16 protein-coding genes (1 of these 16 cut by a window edge) are annotated in these 19,407 nt (G+C 59.1%); 4 read left to right on the top strand and 12 right to left on the bottom strand.

Features of this window, described 5'->3' with window-relative positions:
- The 5 genes from FIV03_RS09895 to FIV03_RS09875 form a co-directional block, all read right to left on the bottom strand.
- Positions 1-393, bottom strand: the 5' portion of a protein-coding gene (locus FIV03_RS09895) for a dihydroneopterin aldolase (protein WP_152509444.1). It extends 6 nt beyond the left edge of the window; the window shows 393 of its 399 coding nt (coding positions 1-393); the start codon lies at positions 391-393; its stop codon lies off the left edge, out of view.
- A 117-nt stretch (positions 394-510) separates the two neighbouring features.
- On the bottom strand, positions 511-1,692 hold the full coding sequence (uxuA, locus tag FIV03_RS09890) for a mannonate dehydratase (RefSeq protein ID WP_152509443.1): 1,182 nt from the start codon (positions 1,690-1,692) through the stop codon (positions 511-513).
- A gap of 80 nt (positions 1,693-1,772) precedes the next feature.
- Positions 1,773-2,513, bottom strand: coding sequence for an FCD domain-containing protein (locus FIV03_RS09885; RefSeq protein ID WP_152509442.1), 741 nt, complete (start codon positions 2,511-2,513; stop codon positions 1,773-1,775).
- Positions 2,510-4,330: a glycoside hydrolase family 2 TIM barrel-domain containing protein gene (locus FIV03_RS09880; RefSeq protein WP_152509441.1), complete on the bottom strand. Its 1,821-nt coding sequence runs from the start codon at positions 4,328-4,330 to the stop codon at positions 2,510-2,512. The genes FIV03_RS09885 and FIV03_RS09880 overlap by 4 nt, the downstream gene beginning before the upstream one ends.
- Before the next feature lie 40 nt (positions 4,331-4,370).
- On the bottom strand, positions 4,371-5,351 hold the full coding sequence (locus FIV03_RS09875; protein ID WP_031269012.1) for a TRAP transporter substrate-binding protein: 981 nt from the start codon (positions 5,349-5,351) through the stop codon (positions 4,371-4,373).
- 247 nt (positions 5,352-5,598) lie between these two features.
- On the opposite strand from FIV03_RS09875, the gene FIV03_RS09870 reads away from it, so the two are divergent.
- Genes FIV03_RS09870 through FIV03_RS09855 form a run of 4 tightly spaced genes read left to right on the top strand, consistent with a single transcriptional unit; the run spans position 5,599 to position 11,282 of the window.
- Positions 5,599-6,123 carry a TRAP transporter small permease gene (locus FIV03_RS09870; protein ID WP_088665207.1) on the top strand — a complete coding sequence of 175 codons (525 nt, stop codon included), beginning with the start codon at positions 5,599-5,601 and terminating at the stop codon, positions 6,121-6,123.
- 25 nt (positions 6,124-6,148) lie between these two features.
- Positions 6,149-7,450 carry a TRAP transporter large permease gene (locus FIV03_RS09865; protein ID WP_152509440.1) on the top strand — a complete coding sequence of 434 codons (1,302 nt, stop codon included), beginning with the start codon at positions 6,149-6,151 and terminating at the stop codon, positions 7,448-7,450.
- A gap of 8 nt (positions 7,451-7,458) precedes the next feature.
- The gene (locus tag FIV03_RS09860; RefSeq protein ID WP_152509439.1) at positions 7,459-9,849 is read left to right on the top strand and encodes a TIM-barrel domain-containing protein; all 2,391 of its coding nucleotides are present in this window, start codon (positions 7,459-7,461) and stop codon (positions 9,847-9,849) included.
- On the top strand, positions 9,846-11,282 hold the full coding sequence (locus FIV03_RS09855) for a mannitol dehydrogenase family protein (protein WP_152509438.1): 1,437 nt from the start codon (positions 9,846-9,848) through the stop codon (positions 11,280-11,282). Before FIV03_RS09860 ends, FIV03_RS09855 begins: the two co-directional genes overlap by 4 nt.
- Before the next feature lie 42 nt (positions 11,283-11,324).
- Here the strand turns inward: FIV03_RS09855 and FIV03_RS09850 are convergent, their stop codons facing one another.
- The 7 genes from FIV03_RS09850 to FIV03_RS09820 all read right to left on the bottom strand — a co-directional run bounded on the left by FIV03_RS09850 (position 11,325) and on the right by FIV03_RS09820 (position 19,393).
- Complete coding sequence (locus FIV03_RS09850) at positions 11,325-12,179, bottom strand: pyrroline-5-carboxylate reductase (RefSeq protein ID WP_173013819.1); 855 nt, start codon at positions 12,177-12,179, stop codon at positions 11,325-11,327.
- 443 nt (positions 12,180-12,622) lie between these two features.
- Positions 12,623-13,141, bottom strand: a complete 519-nt coding sequence (locus FIV03_RS09845; protein WP_152509436.1) for a hypothetical protein — start codon at positions 13,139-13,141, stop codon at positions 12,623-12,625.
- Complete coding sequence (locus FIV03_RS09840; protein WP_152509435.1) at positions 13,129-14,322, bottom strand: hypothetical protein; 1,194 nt, start codon at positions 14,320-14,322, stop codon at positions 13,129-13,131. Before FIV03_RS09840 ends, FIV03_RS09845 begins: the two co-directional genes overlap by 13 nt.
- A 136-nt stretch (positions 14,323-14,458) precedes the next feature.
- Entirely contained in the window at positions 14,459-15,484 is a 1,026-nt protein-coding gene (locus FIV03_RS09835) for a proline racemase family protein (RefSeq protein ID WP_152509434.1), read from the bottom strand.
- Between the two features lie 25 nt (positions 15,485-15,509).
- Positions 15,510-16,613 carry a cis-3-hydroxy-L-proline dehydratase gene (locus FIV03_RS09830; protein WP_152509433.1) on the bottom strand — a complete coding sequence of 368 codons (1,104 nt, stop codon included), beginning with the start codon at positions 16,611-16,613 and terminating at the stop codon, positions 15,510-15,512.
- Between the two features lie 22 nt (positions 16,614-16,635).
- Positions 16,636-17,886 carry an FAD-binding oxidoreductase gene (locus FIV03_RS09825; protein WP_152509432.1) on the bottom strand — a complete coding sequence of 417 codons (1,251 nt, stop codon included), beginning with the start codon at positions 17,884-17,886 and terminating at the stop codon, positions 16,636-16,638.
- A gap of 76 nt (positions 17,887-17,962) precedes the next feature.
- Positions 17,963-19,393 (bottom strand): aldehyde dehydrogenase family protein, encoded by a 1,431-nt coding sequence (locus tag FIV03_RS09820; protein ID WP_152509431.1) that lies wholly within the window; start codon positions 19,391-19,393, stop codon positions 17,963-17,965.
- Positions 19,394-19,407: the final 14 nt, after the last annotated feature.

Here is a 19,407-nt window from a genome sequence, read left to right as displayed (position 1 = left end):
GGACGGCCGGCGGCGCTTGATGCGAATGCCGACGCCCTCGGCTTCCTCGAAGATATCCGGCTTGGTGACCTTCACGCTGACGCCTTCAACCAGCTCATTCGTCAAAACGAATTCCGCAACGGCTTCAGCCCAATCCTCGACCAGGTCGATATGACCGCCGGAGGCTGCCTTTTGCAGAATGAATTCGACCGCGTCGGCATAGGAAACAAACGCACCCGTTTCGCGCACGATCCGGCGATAGCCGGTAACGGTCTGCATTTCGATATCGAAGCAGACGGTTTGTGTCCGGTTTTTCTCGCTGTCCAGAATGCCGATCTGCGTCGCGACTTTCAGTCCTTCGATGAGGATGACATCGTGCCCGTCCTCTACAAGGTAATCGACATTCTTTTCCATTCAGGTCTCCGGGATCTCGGGCATGACCGGTTCCATCGCCATTGCCGTGAAGTTTCTCAGCAGATGGATGTAATCGGATACCGCGCCCGGTCAAGGTTGTTGCCTTGCCCGAATGACCTATTCAGCCGCCGCTTCGACTGGATCCAGAATATCAACCGCCCGGGTCACACCGCGCAGCTCCGCCAGTCCCCGCAACCGGCCGATCGCCGGATACCCGGGCGTCGAAGTTCCGCTGAGATCGTTCAATATGCGATGCCCATGATCCGGCCGCATCGGGATCCACTTACCCGTTTGTCGTTCCATGCGCCGCAATGCGCGAATGATGGCGACCATATCGACGTCGCCCTCAAGATGCGCATCTTCGCGGAAACTGCGGGGATCCTGCTCGCGCCTGGTTGCCCTCAGATGGGCAAAATGGATCCGCTCACCCAATGCATCGATGATTTCGGGAATATTGTTGCCGGCGCTGACACCAAGCGACCCGGAGCAGACGGTAAAGCCGTTTGCCATTGACGGGTTCATGCCGGCAATTCGCTGCAGATCACCGATCGACCCGACAATTCGCGGCAAACCGAAGAGAGACCTCGGCGGATCATCCGGATGGATGGCCAGTACGGCACCCTCCTCCTGGGCGGCCGGCACGACGATTTCAAGGAAGTTCTGAAGGTTCCGGAAAAGCTCTTCCCGACCGATACCGCGATAAGACGCGAGGCGGTCCCGGAATGTCTCCAGCGTGTAGCTTTCTTCCGAACCGGGCAGTCCTGCAATGATATTGGCGGTCAGCCTGTCCCGCTCCTCGATGGACATCCGGGCAAAGCGTTCCTCGGCGAGCGCTATATCGGCGGCATCATAGTCAGCCTCAGCGCCCTCACGTTTCAGGATGAACAGATCGAAAGCGGCATAGGCGGCGAACTCGAACCGCAGGGCGGTTGCACCGTCTTCCAGTTCGTAGTCGAGATCCGTCCGGGTCCAGTCCAGCACGGGCATGAAATTGTAGCAGATCGTTTTGATGCCCTGACGTGCCAGCGCGCGAACCGTCTCCGCCCAGTTTACCGCCCACTTTTCCCATCCGGGCGCCCCGGTCTTGATGTCCTCATGCACCGGGATGCTCTCGGTGACGACCCATTCCAGGCCGGCTGTCTCGATCATGCGACGGCGGGAAGCGATTTCCTCTTCCGGCCAGAAGGTGCCGTTGGGAATGTCATGCAGGGCGGTGACGATGCCGCGTGCACCTGTCTGGCGGATATCCCTCAGGGAGATGGGGTCCTGCGGTCCGAACCAGCGCCAGCTTTCGATCATCGCCTGAAGTCTTTCTTGTTGTTATCGCTGCAGCGTTTTGTGTTTGGGGTCTTGCGTCTGGCGCACATGAGGCCCGGCGCTCAGGGTGCGGCCTGTGCCGGGGTATAAAGGTAACCGTCGAAATCAGGGTCGCCGACGTCGGAAAGCTCGAGCAGGGTCAGGCGAACGTTTTCCAGGTGCTGCCACATGGCAAGGCGCGCCTTCTCGGAGTTACGGTGGCGCAATGCCTCCAGAATTTCGGCGTGATCATCCAGCCATTTGGCCCGGTAGCTGAGATCGAAGATGCGGTCATGCAGCCGAGCCCACATGGAACTGTTTTCACGCTTGTTCCAGAGGTCTTCCACCTGGTCCACCAGAACACAGTTCTGGGTTGCCTCGGCGATCTGCCGGTGGAACTGCCGGTCGGCGGTGTAATCTTCCTCACCGTGCTCGATCGCCCTGCGCTCCAGATCGAGCGTCTCACGCAGATGAATGATGTCGCTTTTGGTGATCGTGGTGGCGGCAAAGCCGGCAATGCTGCTTTCCAGGAGTTGGCGGGCCTGCAGCAATTCGAAGGGGCCGTAGTCTGCTTTCGGAATATGTAGCGAAATCTTCTCGCCGGCGGCGACATAGCTGCCGGACCCCTTGCGCACATCGAGGTAACCTTCGATTTCAAGAACAATGAAAGCTTCGCGCACCAGAGAACGGCTGATACCGAGTTCGACCGAAATCTGTCGCTCGGTCGGAAACTTGTCGCCGGGCCTGTAGCCCTCCTCCTCGATACGCCTTGCGAGAAGTTCGGCAATTTCCTGGTACCGGCGCTTTGCAGCATCGCTGGTCATGAGGCCTTCCTTGCACCCTCCCCGGCAGCTGCAATCTCGCGATAATAGTCGGCCAGGATATGGAATGCTTTTTTCTTGGTTTTCTTGTCGGCGGCAATCAGCCCCTTGTGGTTATAGCCGTTCTGGAAAATATTTTGGCGCCGTTCAACACGAAAATCGTAAAGTATCCACGGCGACATGCCTTTGATATATCCAAGTTCGCGCAGAGTTGCGATCTGTCTGGTGTAGACTTCGGCCATGTAATCTTCGCTGAAGAGGCCAGACTTCGGACCTTTCTCACCGATAACGCCGTCAGCACCCGTTTCCGAAATCACCACCGGACGGTCCGGGTCCGAGTTCTCCCCGATCGCGGCAAGGTCATCGAAATTCTCTTCATACCATCCGTAATATTCGTTGAGGCCGATGATATCGATATGCGCCGCGAGCCTGTCCTCAATCCGGTTCCGGGCGTGGTTCACCAGACAGGCTGCGGAAGTCAGCCGGGTCGGATCGAGACGTTTGCAGGTTTCGGCAAGGCCTTTCATGAAGGTAAGCCGGGCATCCGTGTCAGGATTCTCGTTTCCGACGGACCAGATAACGACACTTGCCCGGTTGCGATCCCGCTTGATCAGTTCCGACAACTGGTTTTCAGCGTCGCGATAGGTTGCCGGATTGGCGAAATCGATGGCCCAGTAGACCGGGATTTCCTCCCACAGCAAGAAGCCGAGTTCATCAGCAATCTGAGCCGCCCGCTCGTGATGCGGATAATGTGCAAGACGCAGATAGTTGCAGCCGAGTTCGCGCGCATGGGCAAAGCGGCGGCGCAAATCATCCTCATTTGTCACCTTGCCGAGGATTGCATCGTCCTCGTGGACGGAAATCCCGCGAAGGAACAGAGGTGCCCCGTTCAGCAGAATATCCGTGCCGCGGCGCTCGATCTGCCGAAAACCGATCCGGTCGCACACACGGTCTTCGCCGCAGGTGACGCTGACATCATAAAGGACGGGCGCTTCCGGGCTCCATAGTTGCGGCCGGGATGAAATGTCGAGCGTTCCCTTGCCGTCCGCATCCAGCACTATTTCTTTTTCAATGCCAAGCCCGGGAATGGAAAGGGTCACAGCACCAGCCGGCACACCGTCGACGGTGACTTCGGCCCGCAGCGTGGAATACGTGCCGTCCGGCACAAGGTAGAGAAAGAAGTCCTTGATAAGGGTCTTCGGTGTTTCGAAGAATGAGACTTCCCGATAGAGACCACCGTAGTTGAACCAGTCGGTATTGCGCATCGGCACCCGGTCGCGTGTCCGGGTGTTGTTGACGCAGGCCATGATCCAGTTACGACCGGTCTTCAGTTTGCCCGTAAGCTCGACGCAGAAAGGTGTCGACGCACCGTAGTGGTTGCCAAGGAACTCGCCGTTCAGGAAGATCTTGCAGTCGTAGCTCGCGGCACCGAACCTCAGAAACTGGCGTTTGGAACTGTCCACCGTCTCGATGTCGAGAGCCCGCGTGTACCAGGCGCTGCCTTCGAAGAAGTACCACTTCTCCTTAATCGTCGCCCAGTTGGACGGAACCGGCACTGTTTCCCCCATGTAGGGATCATAGTCCCAGGGTTCAGTGCGGTTCTCCGGTGCCTCCGGCAGCATGGCAAACCATTTCTGCCGGAGGCCGGTGTCGAGCAGATCGACACAGAACGTCCAGTCGCCATCAAGGCTTTCCGATGCCCGCCCACCCATGAAGATCAGGCCGTCATGACACAAGGACTGCGTGTTGAAGGGCACGTCATAGTCTTCGTCATGCAGCGCCTGCAAGGCGTTGTCGGCGAGATGGGAGCGTTCGAGCATCGGTCAGGTCTCCGGCAGGACTTTCAGGTGTTTTCAGATGTTATTGTGCAGCTGCCTTGATGCGCTTGATCAGGTCGGCAACGACCGGAGACTTGGCCGCCGCTTCTTCGTGCATCGGCAGGACCGCTTCGATGAACGGGCCCTTTTCCACTTCGACGAATTCCACGCCGAGTTCGCTCTTCGCGGTCTCGACCGCTTCCGCACTCATAGCGTCCCACTGCTCGCGGTGGAAATCCATGGATTCACGTGCGGCCGTGCGCATGGCTTCCTTCTGCTCGTCTGTCAGATCGTTCCAGGAGCTGGTGGAAATCATCACGACGGACGGGATCATGGTGTGACCGTCGTCGGAATAAAACTTGGAAACCTCGCCATGACGGGCGGACGTAAGCGCGATCGGGTTGTTTTCAGCGCCATCGACAACACCCTGCTGCAGGGCGCTGTAAAGCTCGCCCCAGGCAATCGGGGTCGGATTGGCACCGAGCAGCTCAACCATGCGAATCGCGGACGGGCTCGGCTGAACGCGGATCTTCATGCCTTTCAGGTCGGCCGGGGAGTGGATCGCCTTGTTGGCGTAGAAGGAACGGGCGCCCTCGATGTAATAGGCAAGGCCGATGAAGCCCTTGTCCTCGGACGAGGCAAGAATGTCCGCGCCGATGTCATTGGTCAGAACGTCGTAGTAGTGGTCGGCACTGACGAAGATGTAGGGCAGGTTGAGCGCACCGTAGGATTCCTCGAAGGCCTCCAGCTCGGATGCGTTGGAACGGGCCATGTCCAGGGAACCGTTCTGCATCAGCTCCATGGATTCACGCTGGGTGCCAAGCTGGGCATTGGCATAGATGCGGATTTTCAGATCGCCGTCTGTCAGCTCTTCAACGCGTTCGGCCATGAACTGCATCGACTTGTGCAGCGGATGGTCTTCCGGGTTGTTGTGGTTGAGGCGCAGCGTCTTGGCGCTGGCGGCAGAACCCAGAGCGACGACGCCCGCGGCAAGAACAGCCGCCAGCTTAACGAATTTCGACATGATTTCCTCCCAATTGCAGCCTTGGCCGCAGGACTTGCGTTCCGTGCCGGAACGGATCGGTTGGCCGCGGGACTTGCAAGGCCAGACCGCCGCGGATGAGGAATTGTTCGTCCAATTTTCAAAATCAGTCAACCTTTTTTGGAAAATTGGTTGACCAATTTAATTTCCTGACGCATGTCTTAATGTGTCGGAGCCCACGCCGCGCCTGTTGCCGCGGCAAGAACGAGGCCTGCGCGGGAGGAATATCGTGACAGTCATCACCAGAGGCGTGGACATGGTCCTGCGTCTCGTCATCACCATCGCCTTCGCCGTCCTGGTTGCCTGTGTCGTCTGGCAGGTCGTCTCGCGCTACGTGCTGCAAAGCCCGAGCACGGTGACAGACGAAATGGCCCGTTTCCTGTTCATCTGGGTTGCTCTGCTGGGCGGGGCTTACACCTTCGGCCAGCGACGACACCTTGCCATCGACCTGCTGCCCGTCATCACCACCGGCATCCTGCGCCTTCTGGTCAATGTCGGCATCATTGCCGCCATTGCACTCTTTGCAGGGGTCGTGATGGTTTACGGCGGCCTCGACCTGGTCAGCCGGACACTGGAAACCCAGCAGGTATCCCCGGCGCTGCGCCTTCCCATGGGCCTCGTTTATATCGCGATCCCGTTCTCCGGGCTCTGCATTCTCTACTACTGCCTGACATTTCTGGCCGACCTCTTTCGCACTGGCCGCGGCCCGAACGAGCAGGAAGGCACCGCCAGCGTCGGCGGCCCTCTGGACTGAAACCTGACCGGGAACGAGTAACTTCATGGATATCCAATCTGTCCTCGTCCTGTTCGGGACATTCGCTTTTCTGATGATCCTGGGCGTACCGATCGCCTTCGCCATCGGTCTTGCAGCTTTCGCCACCTTCCTGCTGTTCATGTCGTTCGACCAGTCGGTCTATATCGTCGCGCAGCAGGTCGCCTCCGGTCTCGACAGCTTCACCCTGCTGGCCATTCCGTTCTTCATTCTGGCAGGCAACATCATGAACCGGGGCGGCATCGCCATGCGCCTGATCGAGTTCGCCAAGGTTTTGGCCGGCCGCCTGCCCGGCGCGCTTGCCCACTGCAACGTCATCGCCAACATGATGTTCGGCTCCATCTCGGGCTCCGCCGTTGCCTCGGCCGCCGCTGTCGGCGGCGTGATGTCTCCGCTTCAGAAGAAGGAAGGCTACGATCCGGCGTTCAGCGCGGCGGTCAACATCGCCTCCTGCCCGACCGGCCTTTTGATCCCGCCGAGCGCAACCTTCATCGTCTATTCGCTGATTACCAACGGCACCTCCATCGCGGCCCTGTTCGTTGCCGGATACATTCCGGGCATCCTGATGGGGCTCAGCTTGATGGTCGTCGCCGGCATCATTGCCAAGCGCAGGGGATACCCGGTTGCCGAACGGCCCAGCATCCAGGAAGTTATCGCCAAGACGCTGGACGCCATGCTGCCGCTTGGCCTGATCGTGATCGTCATGGGCGGCATCATCGGCGGCATCTTCACGGCAACCGAAGCTTCAGCCGTTGCCGTTGTCTACACGCTCTTTCTTGGCGTGATCTGGTACAGGGAAATCTCGCCGCGCGAACTTCCGGGCATCATCCTGGAAAGCGCGGTGACAACGTCCATCGTGCTGCTGATGATCGGCTGTTCCATCGCCATGTCGAAAGCGATGGCCTTTGCGGATATCCCCTATTCGATCTCCGACACGCTGCTGAGCCTTTCTGAAAATCCGCTCGTCCTGCTGCTGATCATCAACCTGGCGCTGCTAGTGGTTGGCACCTTCATGGACATGACGCCCGCATTGCTGATCTTCACCCCCATCTTCCTGCCGGTGGTGGAAGATCTCGGCATGGACCCGGTGCATTTCGGCGTCGTCATGACCTTCAACCTGTGTATCGGCATCTGTACACCGCCCGTGGGGTCAGCACTCTTTGTCGGCTGCTCGGTCGGCGGGGTGAAGATTGGCCAGGTACTCAAACCCATGCTCGGCTTCTACGCGGTGCTGGTCGCTCTCCTGCTGCTGGTCACTTACGTGCCTGCCCTCAGCCTGTTCCTGCCGCGCGTTCTCCTCGGCTACTAGGATCTGTCATGAAAGCCCTCAAAAACTGGCGTTACCTGGGCCGCTCCAGCGCCGGGATCGCACTTGAAGTCGAGAACCGGCACCGCCTGGTGGTCAAGGTTCTCGAAAATGCGCTCATCCGCGTTGTTCTGCTCAAGGACGGAACCTACCGTCTGGACCGGACCTGGGCCATCGCACCGGAAGGCGACGTGCCGTTCGACGGCCGTGCGCGGGACGACCTTGCAGGCTTTTCCTGCCCCGGCTTCGTGCTGGAAGAGCAGGACGGCAGGCTTGTCCTGGAAACGGAAAACCTGCGCCTGACCATCAATACCCCGCTTGCCTTCGTTTGGGAAAGCCGGCCCGCTGCCGGCGAACCCTGGCAGGAGATCGCCCGCGACCGGCCCCAGGACGCCTACATGATCGGGCGCCGCGACCATCGCAATCATCATTTCATGCGGCGAAACCCGGATGAGCGATACTACGGTCTTGGCGAAAAGGCCGGTGGCCTTGAGCGCACCGGCAGGCGGTTCGAGATGCGCAATCTCGATGCCATGGGATACGACGCGCAAACCACCGACCCGCTCTACAAGCACATTCCCTTCACCATCACCGACAAGGGCCGGCTCGGCGCAGTCGGGCTCTACTACGACACGCTGGCTCCCTGCTGGTTCGACCTCGGCAACGAGAAAGACAACTACCACCTGCCTTTCCGCGCCTTCCGCGCCGCCGATGGTGACCTTGACTATTACTTCAGCTGGGCACCGAGCGTTCTGGATATCGTCAAGCAGCATCACCGGCTGACGGGCGGCACCGCCTTCATGCCGCGGTGGGGACTTGGGTACTCCGGCTCGACCATGGCCTATACCGATTCCGAAAATGCCCAGGAACGGCTGATGGAGTTCCTTGGCAAGCTGTCGGAAGAAGACATGCCCTGCGACAGTTTCCAGATGTCGTCGGGCTATACAGCCATCAAGGGCAAGCGCTACGTGTTCCATTGGAACACCGACCGCTTCCCCGATGCCGAGACCATGACCCGGGCCTATGCCGAGGCCGGCATCAACCTCATCGCCAATATCAAGCCGGTGCTTCTGGACGACCACCCGCTGTTCAAGGAAGCAGCCGAGGCCGAGCTCTTCATCCGCGACAGTGAAACCGGCACACCCGAGCAGTCACCTTTCTGGGACGGCTATGGTTCACACCTAGATTTCACCAACGAGGACACCGTCCGCTGGTGGCAGAAGAACCTTGAAGAAAAGCTCTTTTCCAGAGGCATTCCCTGCACCTGGAATGACAATAACGAATATGAGGTGTGGGACGACGAAGCGGTCTGCGCCGGTTTCGGAAAACCGATACCGGTCAATCTGATCCGTCCGCTGCACAGCCAGCTGATGACACGGGCCTCGTTTGAGGCTCAGGTTGCCCACCAACCGAAAAAGCGGCCTTACCTGATTTCCCGTTGCGCCTGCCCCGGCACGCAACGCTACGCCCAGACCTGGACAGGCGACAATTTCACCAGCTGGGACACGCTGCGCTGGAATATTCCCATGGGCCTCGGCCTCAGCCTCTCCGGCTTCTACAACATCGGCCACGATGTCGGCGGATTTGCCGGCCCGCGGCCGGAGCCGGAGCTGTTCCTGCGCTGGGTTCAGAACGGCATTTTCCATCCGCGTTTCACGATCCATTCCTGGAACGACGACGGCACCGCCAATGAAGCCTGGATGTATCCGGAAATAACGCCACTCGTGCGCAACGCACTGAAGTTCCGGGCGCAGCTGATCCCTTATCTTTACAGCCTGCTGCACCGTGCCGTGACCGAAGGCGAGCCGATGCTGCGGCCTCTTTTCCTGGATTACCCGAACGACCCTGCCTGCCGGGAAGCTGAATTCGACTTCCTGCTGGGCTGGGATCTTCTGGTCGCGACAGTGGTCGAGGAAGGCGCAACCTCGCGGCGGGTCACGCTGCCTGCCAACGAAGAAGGCTGGTGGGCCTTTGACGGCAGCAGCTGGCATGAAGGCGGCCAGATGATCGACGTTCCGGTGGCTCTTGATACCATTCCGCTGTTCGTTCGAGGCGGTACGGTGCTGCCGATGGCAGCCGAAAACCTTAGGTCGACACCGTCTTCCGACACCTTGCGCACATGGCGTATCTACCCACAGCCGGAAGGAACACCGGACAGGCACTCGCAATTTTATGACGATGACGGTGACACGGTAGAAGCACTGGCTGGCGAGAGCTGTTTGACCCGGCTTTGCCTCTCCCGAACAGGGGTCTCAGTCCATCTGGATTGGCAAAGATCCGGCAACTGGCAACCCGCCTTCGACAAGGTCACCCTTTGGCTCGCCGGTGCCGGCACGTTGACCGTCAACGGAACCGAGCGGAAAACGGGCGATACAATCGACTTCACGGTGAGCCAGTCATGAGCAGCGCCGGTCACTTGGTTGATACGGTCGACTACGACCGGACAAAGCTGCGCATCCGCCTGCTGCACATCGGTTTTGGTGCCTTTGCCAAGGCGCATGTTCTGGTGTTTCACGACGAAATGCTACGCCGAACGGCAAGCGACTGGGGCGTCGCAGTTGCCCGGCTCAACTCCGGTGCGGACGAACTCACCGGTCTTGACGAGGCGGACGGACTTTTCACTGTCGGCGAGATGTCCGGTGACGATCCCTTCTTGCGCCAGGTCGGCGCTATCTGTGCGACGGTCCACCCCAAGCGTGATGGCGTCGACGCCTTGCCGAACCGGATCGCCGATCAGGATCTCGCCGTGATCACACTGACTATCACCGAGAAAGGGTATTGCCTGAAGGACGGCAGGCTGGATGAAGACAGTCCCGGCATCCGGCGAGACCTTGCAACGCCAGATGCCCCTTCCACGGCCATCGGCGTGCTGGTGGAAGGCCTCAGGCGGCGACATGCAGCCGGTCTCGCCGGTTTGACGATCCTGTCGTGCGACAATCTTCCCGCCAACGGCGAGCTGTGCCGTCGTGCGGTCCTGGATTTCGCCGCGCGGCTCAACCCGGCTCTGGCAGAATGGATCGAAGGCAATTGCACTTTCCCCTGTTCCATGGTCGACCGCATCACACCGGCAATGACCGACAGTTCGTTCGCAACGCTTGAGAACGCACTAGGTCACGCTGACCGGAACGGTATCCTGTGCGAGACCTTCCGCCAGTGGGTAATTGAAGACCGGTTTGCCGGTCCACGTCCGGACTGGCATCTGGCAGGTGCTGAATTCGTTGAAAATGTGGCACCGTTTGAAGACATGAAACTTCGGATGCTGAACGGCAGCCATTCGTTTCTAGCCTATCTTGGGGCGCTGGCAGACAAGGAAACGATTGCCGACTGCATGGCCGATCCGGCCTTCCGGCAGGCAGCCCTCACCCTGATGCTGAGCGAACAGGCCCCGACGCTGGCCGTGCCGGACGGTGTCGATATCAAGGCCTATGCCGAAGCCCTGATTGCCCGGTTTGAAAACACCGCGCTTCATCACAAGACCACCCAGATCGCTTCTGACGGCAGCCAGAAACTGCCGCAACGACTGTTGGCACCGATCCGGCAACATCTGAAGGACAACAGCCCCTGGCCGCTATCGGCACTCGCCGTTGCCGCATGGATGCTCTATTGTCGCGGTGTTTCAAGAACAGGCGTCTCGCTGCCGTTGAACGACCCCCTGTCCGCAAGGATTGGCACCATTGTGCAGGAAACGGACGGCAATGCGTATGTCGACAGGATGCTGTCGCTCTCGGAGGTTTTCGGCGACGACCTGCCAGGGTCAGCGGCCTTTGGCAGCACAATCAAATCCGCTTACCAACGGCTGCAAACCTCGGATATTGCCGCAGTTCTGAAAGCCTAGTGACCAGCAGAAGAGCCAGACGGCTTCTGCTGGAAACCGCCTCTAGTCCCTGACGAGCCGCAGGGTCCTGGGCTGTTCGGCAGGTTTCAGTCCGGAAAGTTCCTTGCAGCGCTCGGCAGCGGCTTCAACCGTGCGGCGGGCAAGATCCTGAATGCCGTTCTCGTCAGCCATGAACTCCAGCATGCCTGCTTCGGTCGTGCCGCCTTTGGACGTCACGGCGACGCGGAACCCGGTCGCATCCGCGTCCGGCTGCGCAAGCATGCGCCCGGCGCCGGCCACTGTGCGAACGGCCAATTCGTGGGCAAGGTCCTCCGGCAGACCAAGGCGTGCCCCTGCCGCGGCAAAGGCCTCGGCCATGGCAAACACATAGGCAGGCCCCGCACCGGACAAGGCGGTGACCACCGGCAGCAGGCCTTCGTCCGGCAATTCGACAACCGAGCCGAAGGCGGCAATCAGCTTGAGAGCTTCCACCTTCTGGCTGGCAGTCAGCGCCTCGTTGGCAACAAAGGTCGAGACAGCAGAGCCGACCGTTGCCGGCAGGTTGGGCATCGCGCGAATGATTGGCGTTCCATCCGGGAATTGCTTTTCCAGCACGGAAATCGGTTTGCTGGCCGCAATCGACAGGATCACCGTTTCGCCACCACCGAAGGAGCCGAGCGGCGCCAGAACCTTCTCCACGATCTGCGGACGAGTGGCGATGACAATCGCGGCCGGAGACTGCGGAAAAGGCTCGTTGATGTTGACGCCTGCCTGGCTCTGCAGCCAGCCGGACGGCCGGGGATCGCGCACGTAGATGGAACCGGCAGGCATTCCCTTAGCCAGCCAGGCTTCCACCAGAGCCTTGCCCATGAAACCGCAACCAATGAGGCAAACGCCTCTTTTCGCCAATTTGTCCATGATCATGCGTTCGCAAATATTCGGGTCTTGGCGCTACTAGAATGCTTTCCCGCACAACTCACAAGTCTTAACCGGCCGATACTGATAATTTTTCCTTTCCTCCAAAATTCGCTTTAGAGGAATGGAGTTGAGGATTTCAGTTTACTTGACGTTTTTCCTTATAGACGAATGACGTAAGGAAGCCTGCCAGTAGGACCACATCGATATTTACGACAAGTCCCGCTAGGGAAACACCCCAACAAGACCAGCCATTCTCTACGTTACCTCAACCGGACAATCACGCACCCCAGGTATCGCTGAGCTTGTACCCGCCAGGCCAAGGGTCGCTTGTGTCGAGCATGTGTTGGTGAATGCAACTGAAGAGACAGTCTTTAAAATGCAAAGAAAAATAATCTCAAGCGAGACACACCAGCATACTCTCGATGACCAGCTGCTGAAGTGGCTTATTGAGTATACTTGGCTGGTAGAGTGCCGTCTAATGCTTCGGCGATAGACAGAAAGGACACAGCCTTGGCTTTATAACTCATCTTGTTTGCAAGAATGTAAGCCTGTTTCAACGTGGCATGCGCATCGTTGACTAACCCCAGCTGAACCTGTTTTGCACCTATGCCGCACAAGCGAAAAACATCGTAGCCAGTTCGGCTTTGTGTCCATTCAAAATTCCTGATCGTGCGATTGTTTCTGGCCCATTCATGCAGCTCAATTAGTAGCCTGCGCGCTTCTGAAGTCGAAGTTTTGCTGGCAACGTCGAAGACAGCTTTTGCCCTGACAACCCAGGTATTTGCGCTTTCAGCGACTTGTTCAGCGCGTTCGAATTGTCCGGCTTCAACGTGTTTTTCGATTAGAGGCAACATCAGGTCGTTGGTAACAGACCATCGGCGCTCATTTGCATCAACCGCGATGATCGCCTGACGCATTTCCTCGTCGAATCCAGCATCCAGCAAAGGCTTCACTTCGGACAACAGAGATCGCTCAAAAAAGTCTTCTCTGTGCGAAGGATCCTGTAGATGGCTTCTCGATCGGATTTCGTGGCTTCACGAGATCCGGCCAGAACCTTGTTAACGTGAAATGCCATGCGGGCCTCTAGCCCCTTGGCACTTCGATCCAAAAGAAGTTGTTCAGCCTGCTCAAAGGCGCCACGCCCTTTATCAGCGATGCCAGACCAAACGAGAAAGCGCCCCACAACGGCCAGACGCCGAACTTTGTCATCATTGGGAGGCCCTGTTGTCCGCTTTGCCGCCTCAAGAGCTCTTGATGCCATAAGCTGAGCAGATTTCTGGTTGCCAAGCTTTAGCAGCAAATCTGCGAACTCTATGAAGACTTCAAACTCTGTGTCTGGTGCGTCGTTGAGGTCGGGAATCAATTCCATCGTTCGTGTTGAGGCGGTGACTTCCCCTGCTTCCAGCTGGCCACGCGCTATAGCGAGATAAGCCTTATGAACACGGGGCAAAAAATGAGGATCATCCACCGCCAGGGTTTTTAGCGAATGCGCCACTCTGAGTGCCGCCTCAAATTCCTTCCTGAAAACGAGCCTCACCAGGATTTCGCTCAGAACAGCCGCTCTATGAAAATCGCGGGTAAGGTTGTCAGCTATTTTCAGAGCCTGCTCATGATTGCCGTGATCAAGCAGGTGCTTCACTATGATCAGATGAGCTTCCAGCCGCTCATTCCAAACATCGCCAAGGCTTCCAGCAGCCTGTATCGCCAGCTCGATTTCTCCCTGCTCAAGTTGAGCGAGTATCATTTGTTTTATGAAGGTTCCCCTCGGCGATCCGAACTCAAAGATCGTACTTTTATGGTATTCAAGAAATAGCTTTTCGGCTTCTGCCCATTGTCCGGCATCAAGCAATGTTTCCACCGTTGGGGGGCTCATATCCCTGAGTTGCTCGGAGCGAATTTCGTCGTCTGCATAAATTCGCCAAAGGAACGCCTTGAACAGCTTGCTCGAACCGGTACGCCGGTCTTCCTCATGAGCTTGACCCAGTGCCAAAGTTTGAAGACAGTCTTTCGAGAGCGCTTCCTCACATTGAAATCTGGCATCTTCAACCTCCTGCGCGGAAGGAGGATCAAAGTCCTTAGCCTGGACATGTCCGAACAACAGACCGAGTGAGATGGCAAAAAATAGTGTCTTAACAAGTCGCATATTGCTTGCTCGGAGGAAACGGCACACCAACGGCTACCGCTTCAATCGAGCCAATTTGAGGCCACCCTCCGCGAACTGAATTTTAGGCAAACTCTCCGATCAATATTGGCGCTCACGCTTCACCAATCTTCAGCCGTCACGCACCCCAGGTGTCGCTGAGCTTGTAGCCGCCAGGCCAGGGGTCGCTTGGGTCGAGCATGTGTTGGTGAATGCCGGTGACCCAGCCACGCCCGGAAATTTCCGGAACAATCCCGGCCCGGTCGCCCGCCATCTGTTGTGATACGATCCGGCCGGTGAAGGTGGACCCGATGATGGAAACGGCTTCGAAGGTGTCGCCGACGTTCATTTGCCCCTTCGCCGCCATCAGCGCCATTCGGGCAGAAACGGCCGTACCCGTTGGGGAGCGGTCGACCTTGCCCGGCTGGATGGCAACAGCGGACCGTCCGGAGAGGCCCGTCGGCGTCTTCGACAGGGGACCGCAGAAGGCGCAGAAGGAGATGTGGTTCCAGTCGGCATTTTCCGGATGGGAAAAGCCTAGCTGTTCGTTGGCTGCATTGGTGATCCGGACACCCAGGCGGGCAATGTCCTTGGCCTCGTCTTCGACGATCCCGAACCCGAGCGCCTCGGCGTCGACGACCACGAAACTGTCGCCACCATAGGCGGTGTCGACCGTCAGCGTGCCGATGCCTTCCACTTCCAGCGGTACCGACAGCTTGTCGGCAAAGCTGGTGACGTTCTGAACGAAGATGCGCTCCGCCTTGCCATTCCGGCATTCGGCCTTCACCCGCACCAGTCCGCCGGGTGCTTCCAGAACCATCTTCGTGACCGGTTCGACCATCGGAACAATACCGCCGTCAAGCAGCACCGTGGAGACGCAGATGGAGTTGGATCCTGACATCGGCGGCGTGTCTTCCGGCTCCATGATGATGAAGGCGGCATCCGCCTCCGGATGTTTGGGCGGAACAAGCAGGTTCACATGACGGAACACACCGCCGCGCGGTTCGTTCAGCACGAAATTGCGCAGCGTCTGGTCCTTCGCGATGAAGCTTCTCTGTTCCCAGAGCGTTTCGCCCGGCGGAAGGGCGACACCGCCGACGATCACGTCGCCGACCTCGCCTTCCGCGTGGCAGGAAATCACATGGATGGTCTTGCTGCTGCGCATGTCTCTGCCCTTGAGGTCAGCCGGTTCAGGAATAGCGAGCGACAGGTTCGCCCAAAGCATCGAAGATCGGCGTGATGCCAAGGCCCGGCAGCTCGGAAGCCGTCATGCGGCCATTGACTCGCTTGGGTGCGCCTTCCGCGATATCGACCGTGCCGTAGCTGTTGAAGTCCGTAGCCGAGAAAGTGAAATCCGATGGGGTCGAGCGCGCCAGATGGGCGATCGCCGCCGTAACAATGTCCCCGCCCCAGGTGTCTTCGATCGTCATCGGAATACCGTGGGCAATGCAGAGATCACGCATCAGCTTGGCCTTGGTCAGGCCACCGACCTTCGAGATCTTCAGATTAATGCAATCCATCGCGTCTTCGGAAATGCCGCGCACCAGCGTGTTCGGCCCGTCGATCACCTCGTCCAGAACGAAGGGCAGCGCCGTCCGGCGTCGAATGGAGACGCTTTCCTCATATGTGAGGCAGGGCTGCTCGATGTAGACATCAAGCGAGGACACTGCCCCGACGACGCGTGCGGCTTCATGCCGGGTCCAGCCGGTGTTGGCATCGGCCACCAGAAGGTCCGATTTCTTCAGAACTTCGCGGGTGGCGTGGATGCGGTCGATATCGTCATTGGCATCGCCGCCGACCTTCAGCTGGAACTTGGTATAGCCTTCGGCCGCATAACCTTCGATCTTCTTTGCCATGATCTCCGGCGCTTCCTGGCTGATTGCCCGGTAAAGCACCACGTCGTCCTGGGCTGCACCGCCAAGCAACGTATAGAGCGGCTGGCCCGTCGCCTTGCCCAGCAGGTCCCAGCAGGCGATGTCGATCGGCGCCTTGGCATAGGGATGACCGCGCAGCGCAGCATCCATCACCCGGTTGATTTCACCGATATTGAGCGGATCCTTCCCGATCAGGTGGGGCGCCAGTTCCTGAAGTCCTGACCGCACCCCAAGGGCATAACTCGGCAGATAGGCAGACCCGAGCGGGCAGCATTCGGCATAACCCTTGAGGCCTTCGTCGGTCTCGATCTCGACAACGGTGCTGTCGAAGACTTCCACGAAATTGCCGTTGGACCAGCTGTAACGCCCTTCTTTGAGGGGAAGGTCGACCTGAAAGACGTTGATGGCCGTAATTTTCATGAAGTTCCTCCTCCAAAAGAGTTTAGAAGCGCCGCGCGGAAAAGGCGGCCATGTCGACGGGGTTTTGTGTGTCGGATACGAGATTGGCGACCAGTTCCGCCGTCCCTGCGGACTGCGTCAGGCCGAGGTGACCATGCCCGAAGGCATAGACGACCCGGTGGTCACCGGGTGAGCGGTCGATGACGGGCAGGCTGTCGGGCATGGAGGGCCTGAAGCCCATCCATTTCTTGCCGCCGTCTGTCTTCAGGGCAGGCAGGAACCGCCTGGCCTTGTCCAGCAGGATGTCGGCGCGCTTGAAGTTCGGTGGCAGCGTCAGCCCACCCAGTTCGACGGCCCCACCGACACGGACGCCGCCATTGATCTTGGTAACGACGAAGCCGTGACCGGAAAAGGTCAGGTGGGTTTTCAGGTCAAAGGAGCCTTCCGGCAGCGTCGTGTTGTAGCCGCGTTCGGTCTCAAGAGGAATGCGGTCGCCGATCGTCTTTGCAAGGCGGTGCGACCAGGCACCTGCGGCCACGACGACCTGTTTCGCAACCCAGGCCCCATCGTAAGCTTCGATCTGAACACCGTCTTCACTCGGCTTCAGACCTGAAACGTCAGTGCTTTCGATCTGTCCGCCCCGCTGCAGGAAGACAGACGTCAGATGCGCCAGCCAGCGGGCGGGATCACAAGTGTTGGTCCAGTCCGGCGTGAAGGCCGCATGAGTGAAGCGACGGTCAAGACCCGGCTGAATGGCGGCGACGGCATCCGGGCTCTCAAGCAGTTCGAAGCGGATGCCATGTTGCTTGCGCAGCTCCCAGCCGGGCAGACTGGCGCGGAATTCCGCTTCACCTTCGTAAAGCTGCAGCTGCCCTTCGGCCTGGATCAGGGAGGCTGCTCCGGTGTCCGAAACCTGCCGGGCAAGCGCCTCCTGCGCCAGCTTCATCAAGGCGGCCTGTGCCGACATCGACGCCTGGTAGCGATCCGGCCAGCTTGACCGCCAGAACCGGAGCATCCAGGGTGCGATCTTGAGGGCATAGGTGGGCGGAACGGAGAGCGGACCCAGCGGATCGAGCAACCATTTCGGTGCCTTCCGCATGATGCCCGGCGTTGCCAGCGGGACGATATCGGTAAAGGCGAAAGCTCCGGCGTTCATCTCCGATGCGCGCGCTGTTTCCGCCTGTCGATCCAGCACAAGCACCTGCCGCCCCCTTGCCTGCAGGGCAAGCGCGGAACTGATGCCGATGATGCCGGCGCCGATCACGATGATATCCTGGACGGTCTCGTCCGCCATTTTCAAAGTCTTTCAAAAAGGCCTGCGAGGCAGGGCGAAGTGCCCCGCAGGCAGTTTGCTGCCCGTTGGCCACACTTTAGGGGAGCGTGTAGGCAGTCTTGACCGAAGTGTAGAATTCAGCGGCGTAACGGCCTTGCTCGCGCGAGCCGAAGCTGGATCCTTTGGTGCCGCCAAAAGGCACGTGATAATCGACACCTGCCGTCGGCAGATTGACCATCACCATGCCCGCCTCGGCATTGGCCTTGAAGTGGCTGGCATGCTTCAGTGACGTGGTACAGATGCCAGCACTCAACCCGAATTCCGTATCGTTGGCGACACTCAAGGCTTCTTCGTAATCCTTCACGCGAATAACGGATGCGACCGGGCCGAAGACCTCTTCGGTGTTGATCCGCATGGCGTTGTCGGTTTCGCTCACCAGCGCCGGCGCCATGTAGAAACCTTCCGTGTCGCGGTTGAGCCGTTCCCCGCCCTGCACCTTGCCGCCTTCCTTTGCCGCGATATCGACATAGGAAAGGTTCTGCTGCAGTTGCCGTTCGTCGACCACCGGCCCCATCTGCACGCCATCTTCCAGGGCGTTGCCGACTTTCAGCGCCTGCATGCGCTCGGCAAGGGCTTCGACGAACCGGTCGTGAATGCCTTCGGTCACGACCAGCCGCGAGCTTGCCGTGCAGCGCTGGCCGGTCGAGAAGAAGGCACCGTTGAGCGAAGCTTCGACGGCGATGGCAAGGTCGGCATCGTCCAGAACCACCATCGGGTTCTTGCCGCCCATTTCCAGCTGCACCTTCTTCAGGTGCTGACCACAGGCCGCCGCGATCCCCCGCCCCGTCGGCACCGAGCCGGTAAAGGAAATCGCCTTCACCTTCGCACTTTCCACCAGGCGCGGACCAATCTGCGAGCCACGTCCCATCACGAGGTTGACCACACCTTCCGGCAAGCCGGACCGGGACAGGATCTCGATGAGAGCATGCGCGCAACCCGGCACCAGCTCAGCCGGTTTCAAGATGACTGCGTTGCCGTAGCAAAGTGCCGGAGCGATCTTCCAGGCGGGGATCGCAATCGGGAAGTTCCAAGGTGTGATCAGCCCGACAACCCCGATCGGAAACCGGGTGACGTCAACTTCGATACCGGGCCTGACGGATGCCAGTCTGTCGCCAGTGAGGCGCAATGCTTCGCCGGCAAAGAATTTGAAAATCTGCCCGGCGCGCGCCACCTCGCCAATACCTTCCGGCAGTGTCTTGCCTTCCTCACGCGACAGCAGACGGCCTAATTCGGCCTTGCGGGCCAGAAGTTCCGTCCCGACGAAATCCAGCACGTCGAAACGTTGCTGCGGCGTCGACGCCGCCCAGCCGGGGGCTGCCTGATGCGCTGCACCGACGGCCTGGTCCAGCTGATCGACACCGGCCTTCGCGGCATGGCCGAGGATATCGCTGATATCGGACGGGTTGACGTTGGGCGTGCTGTCGGATGTTTCGAGCCACTGCCCGCCGACAAAATTCCTGTAATCCATGACTTGGCTTATCC

This window comes from Labrenzia sp. THAF187b, assembly GCF_009363375.1.
Classification (GTDB): Bacteria; Pseudomonadota; Alphaproteobacteria; order Rhizobiales; family Stappiaceae; genus Roseibium; species Roseibium algicola.
Note: the sequence above shows the minus strand (reverse complement) of the source record. Positions and strands in the feature narration are given on the sequence as shown.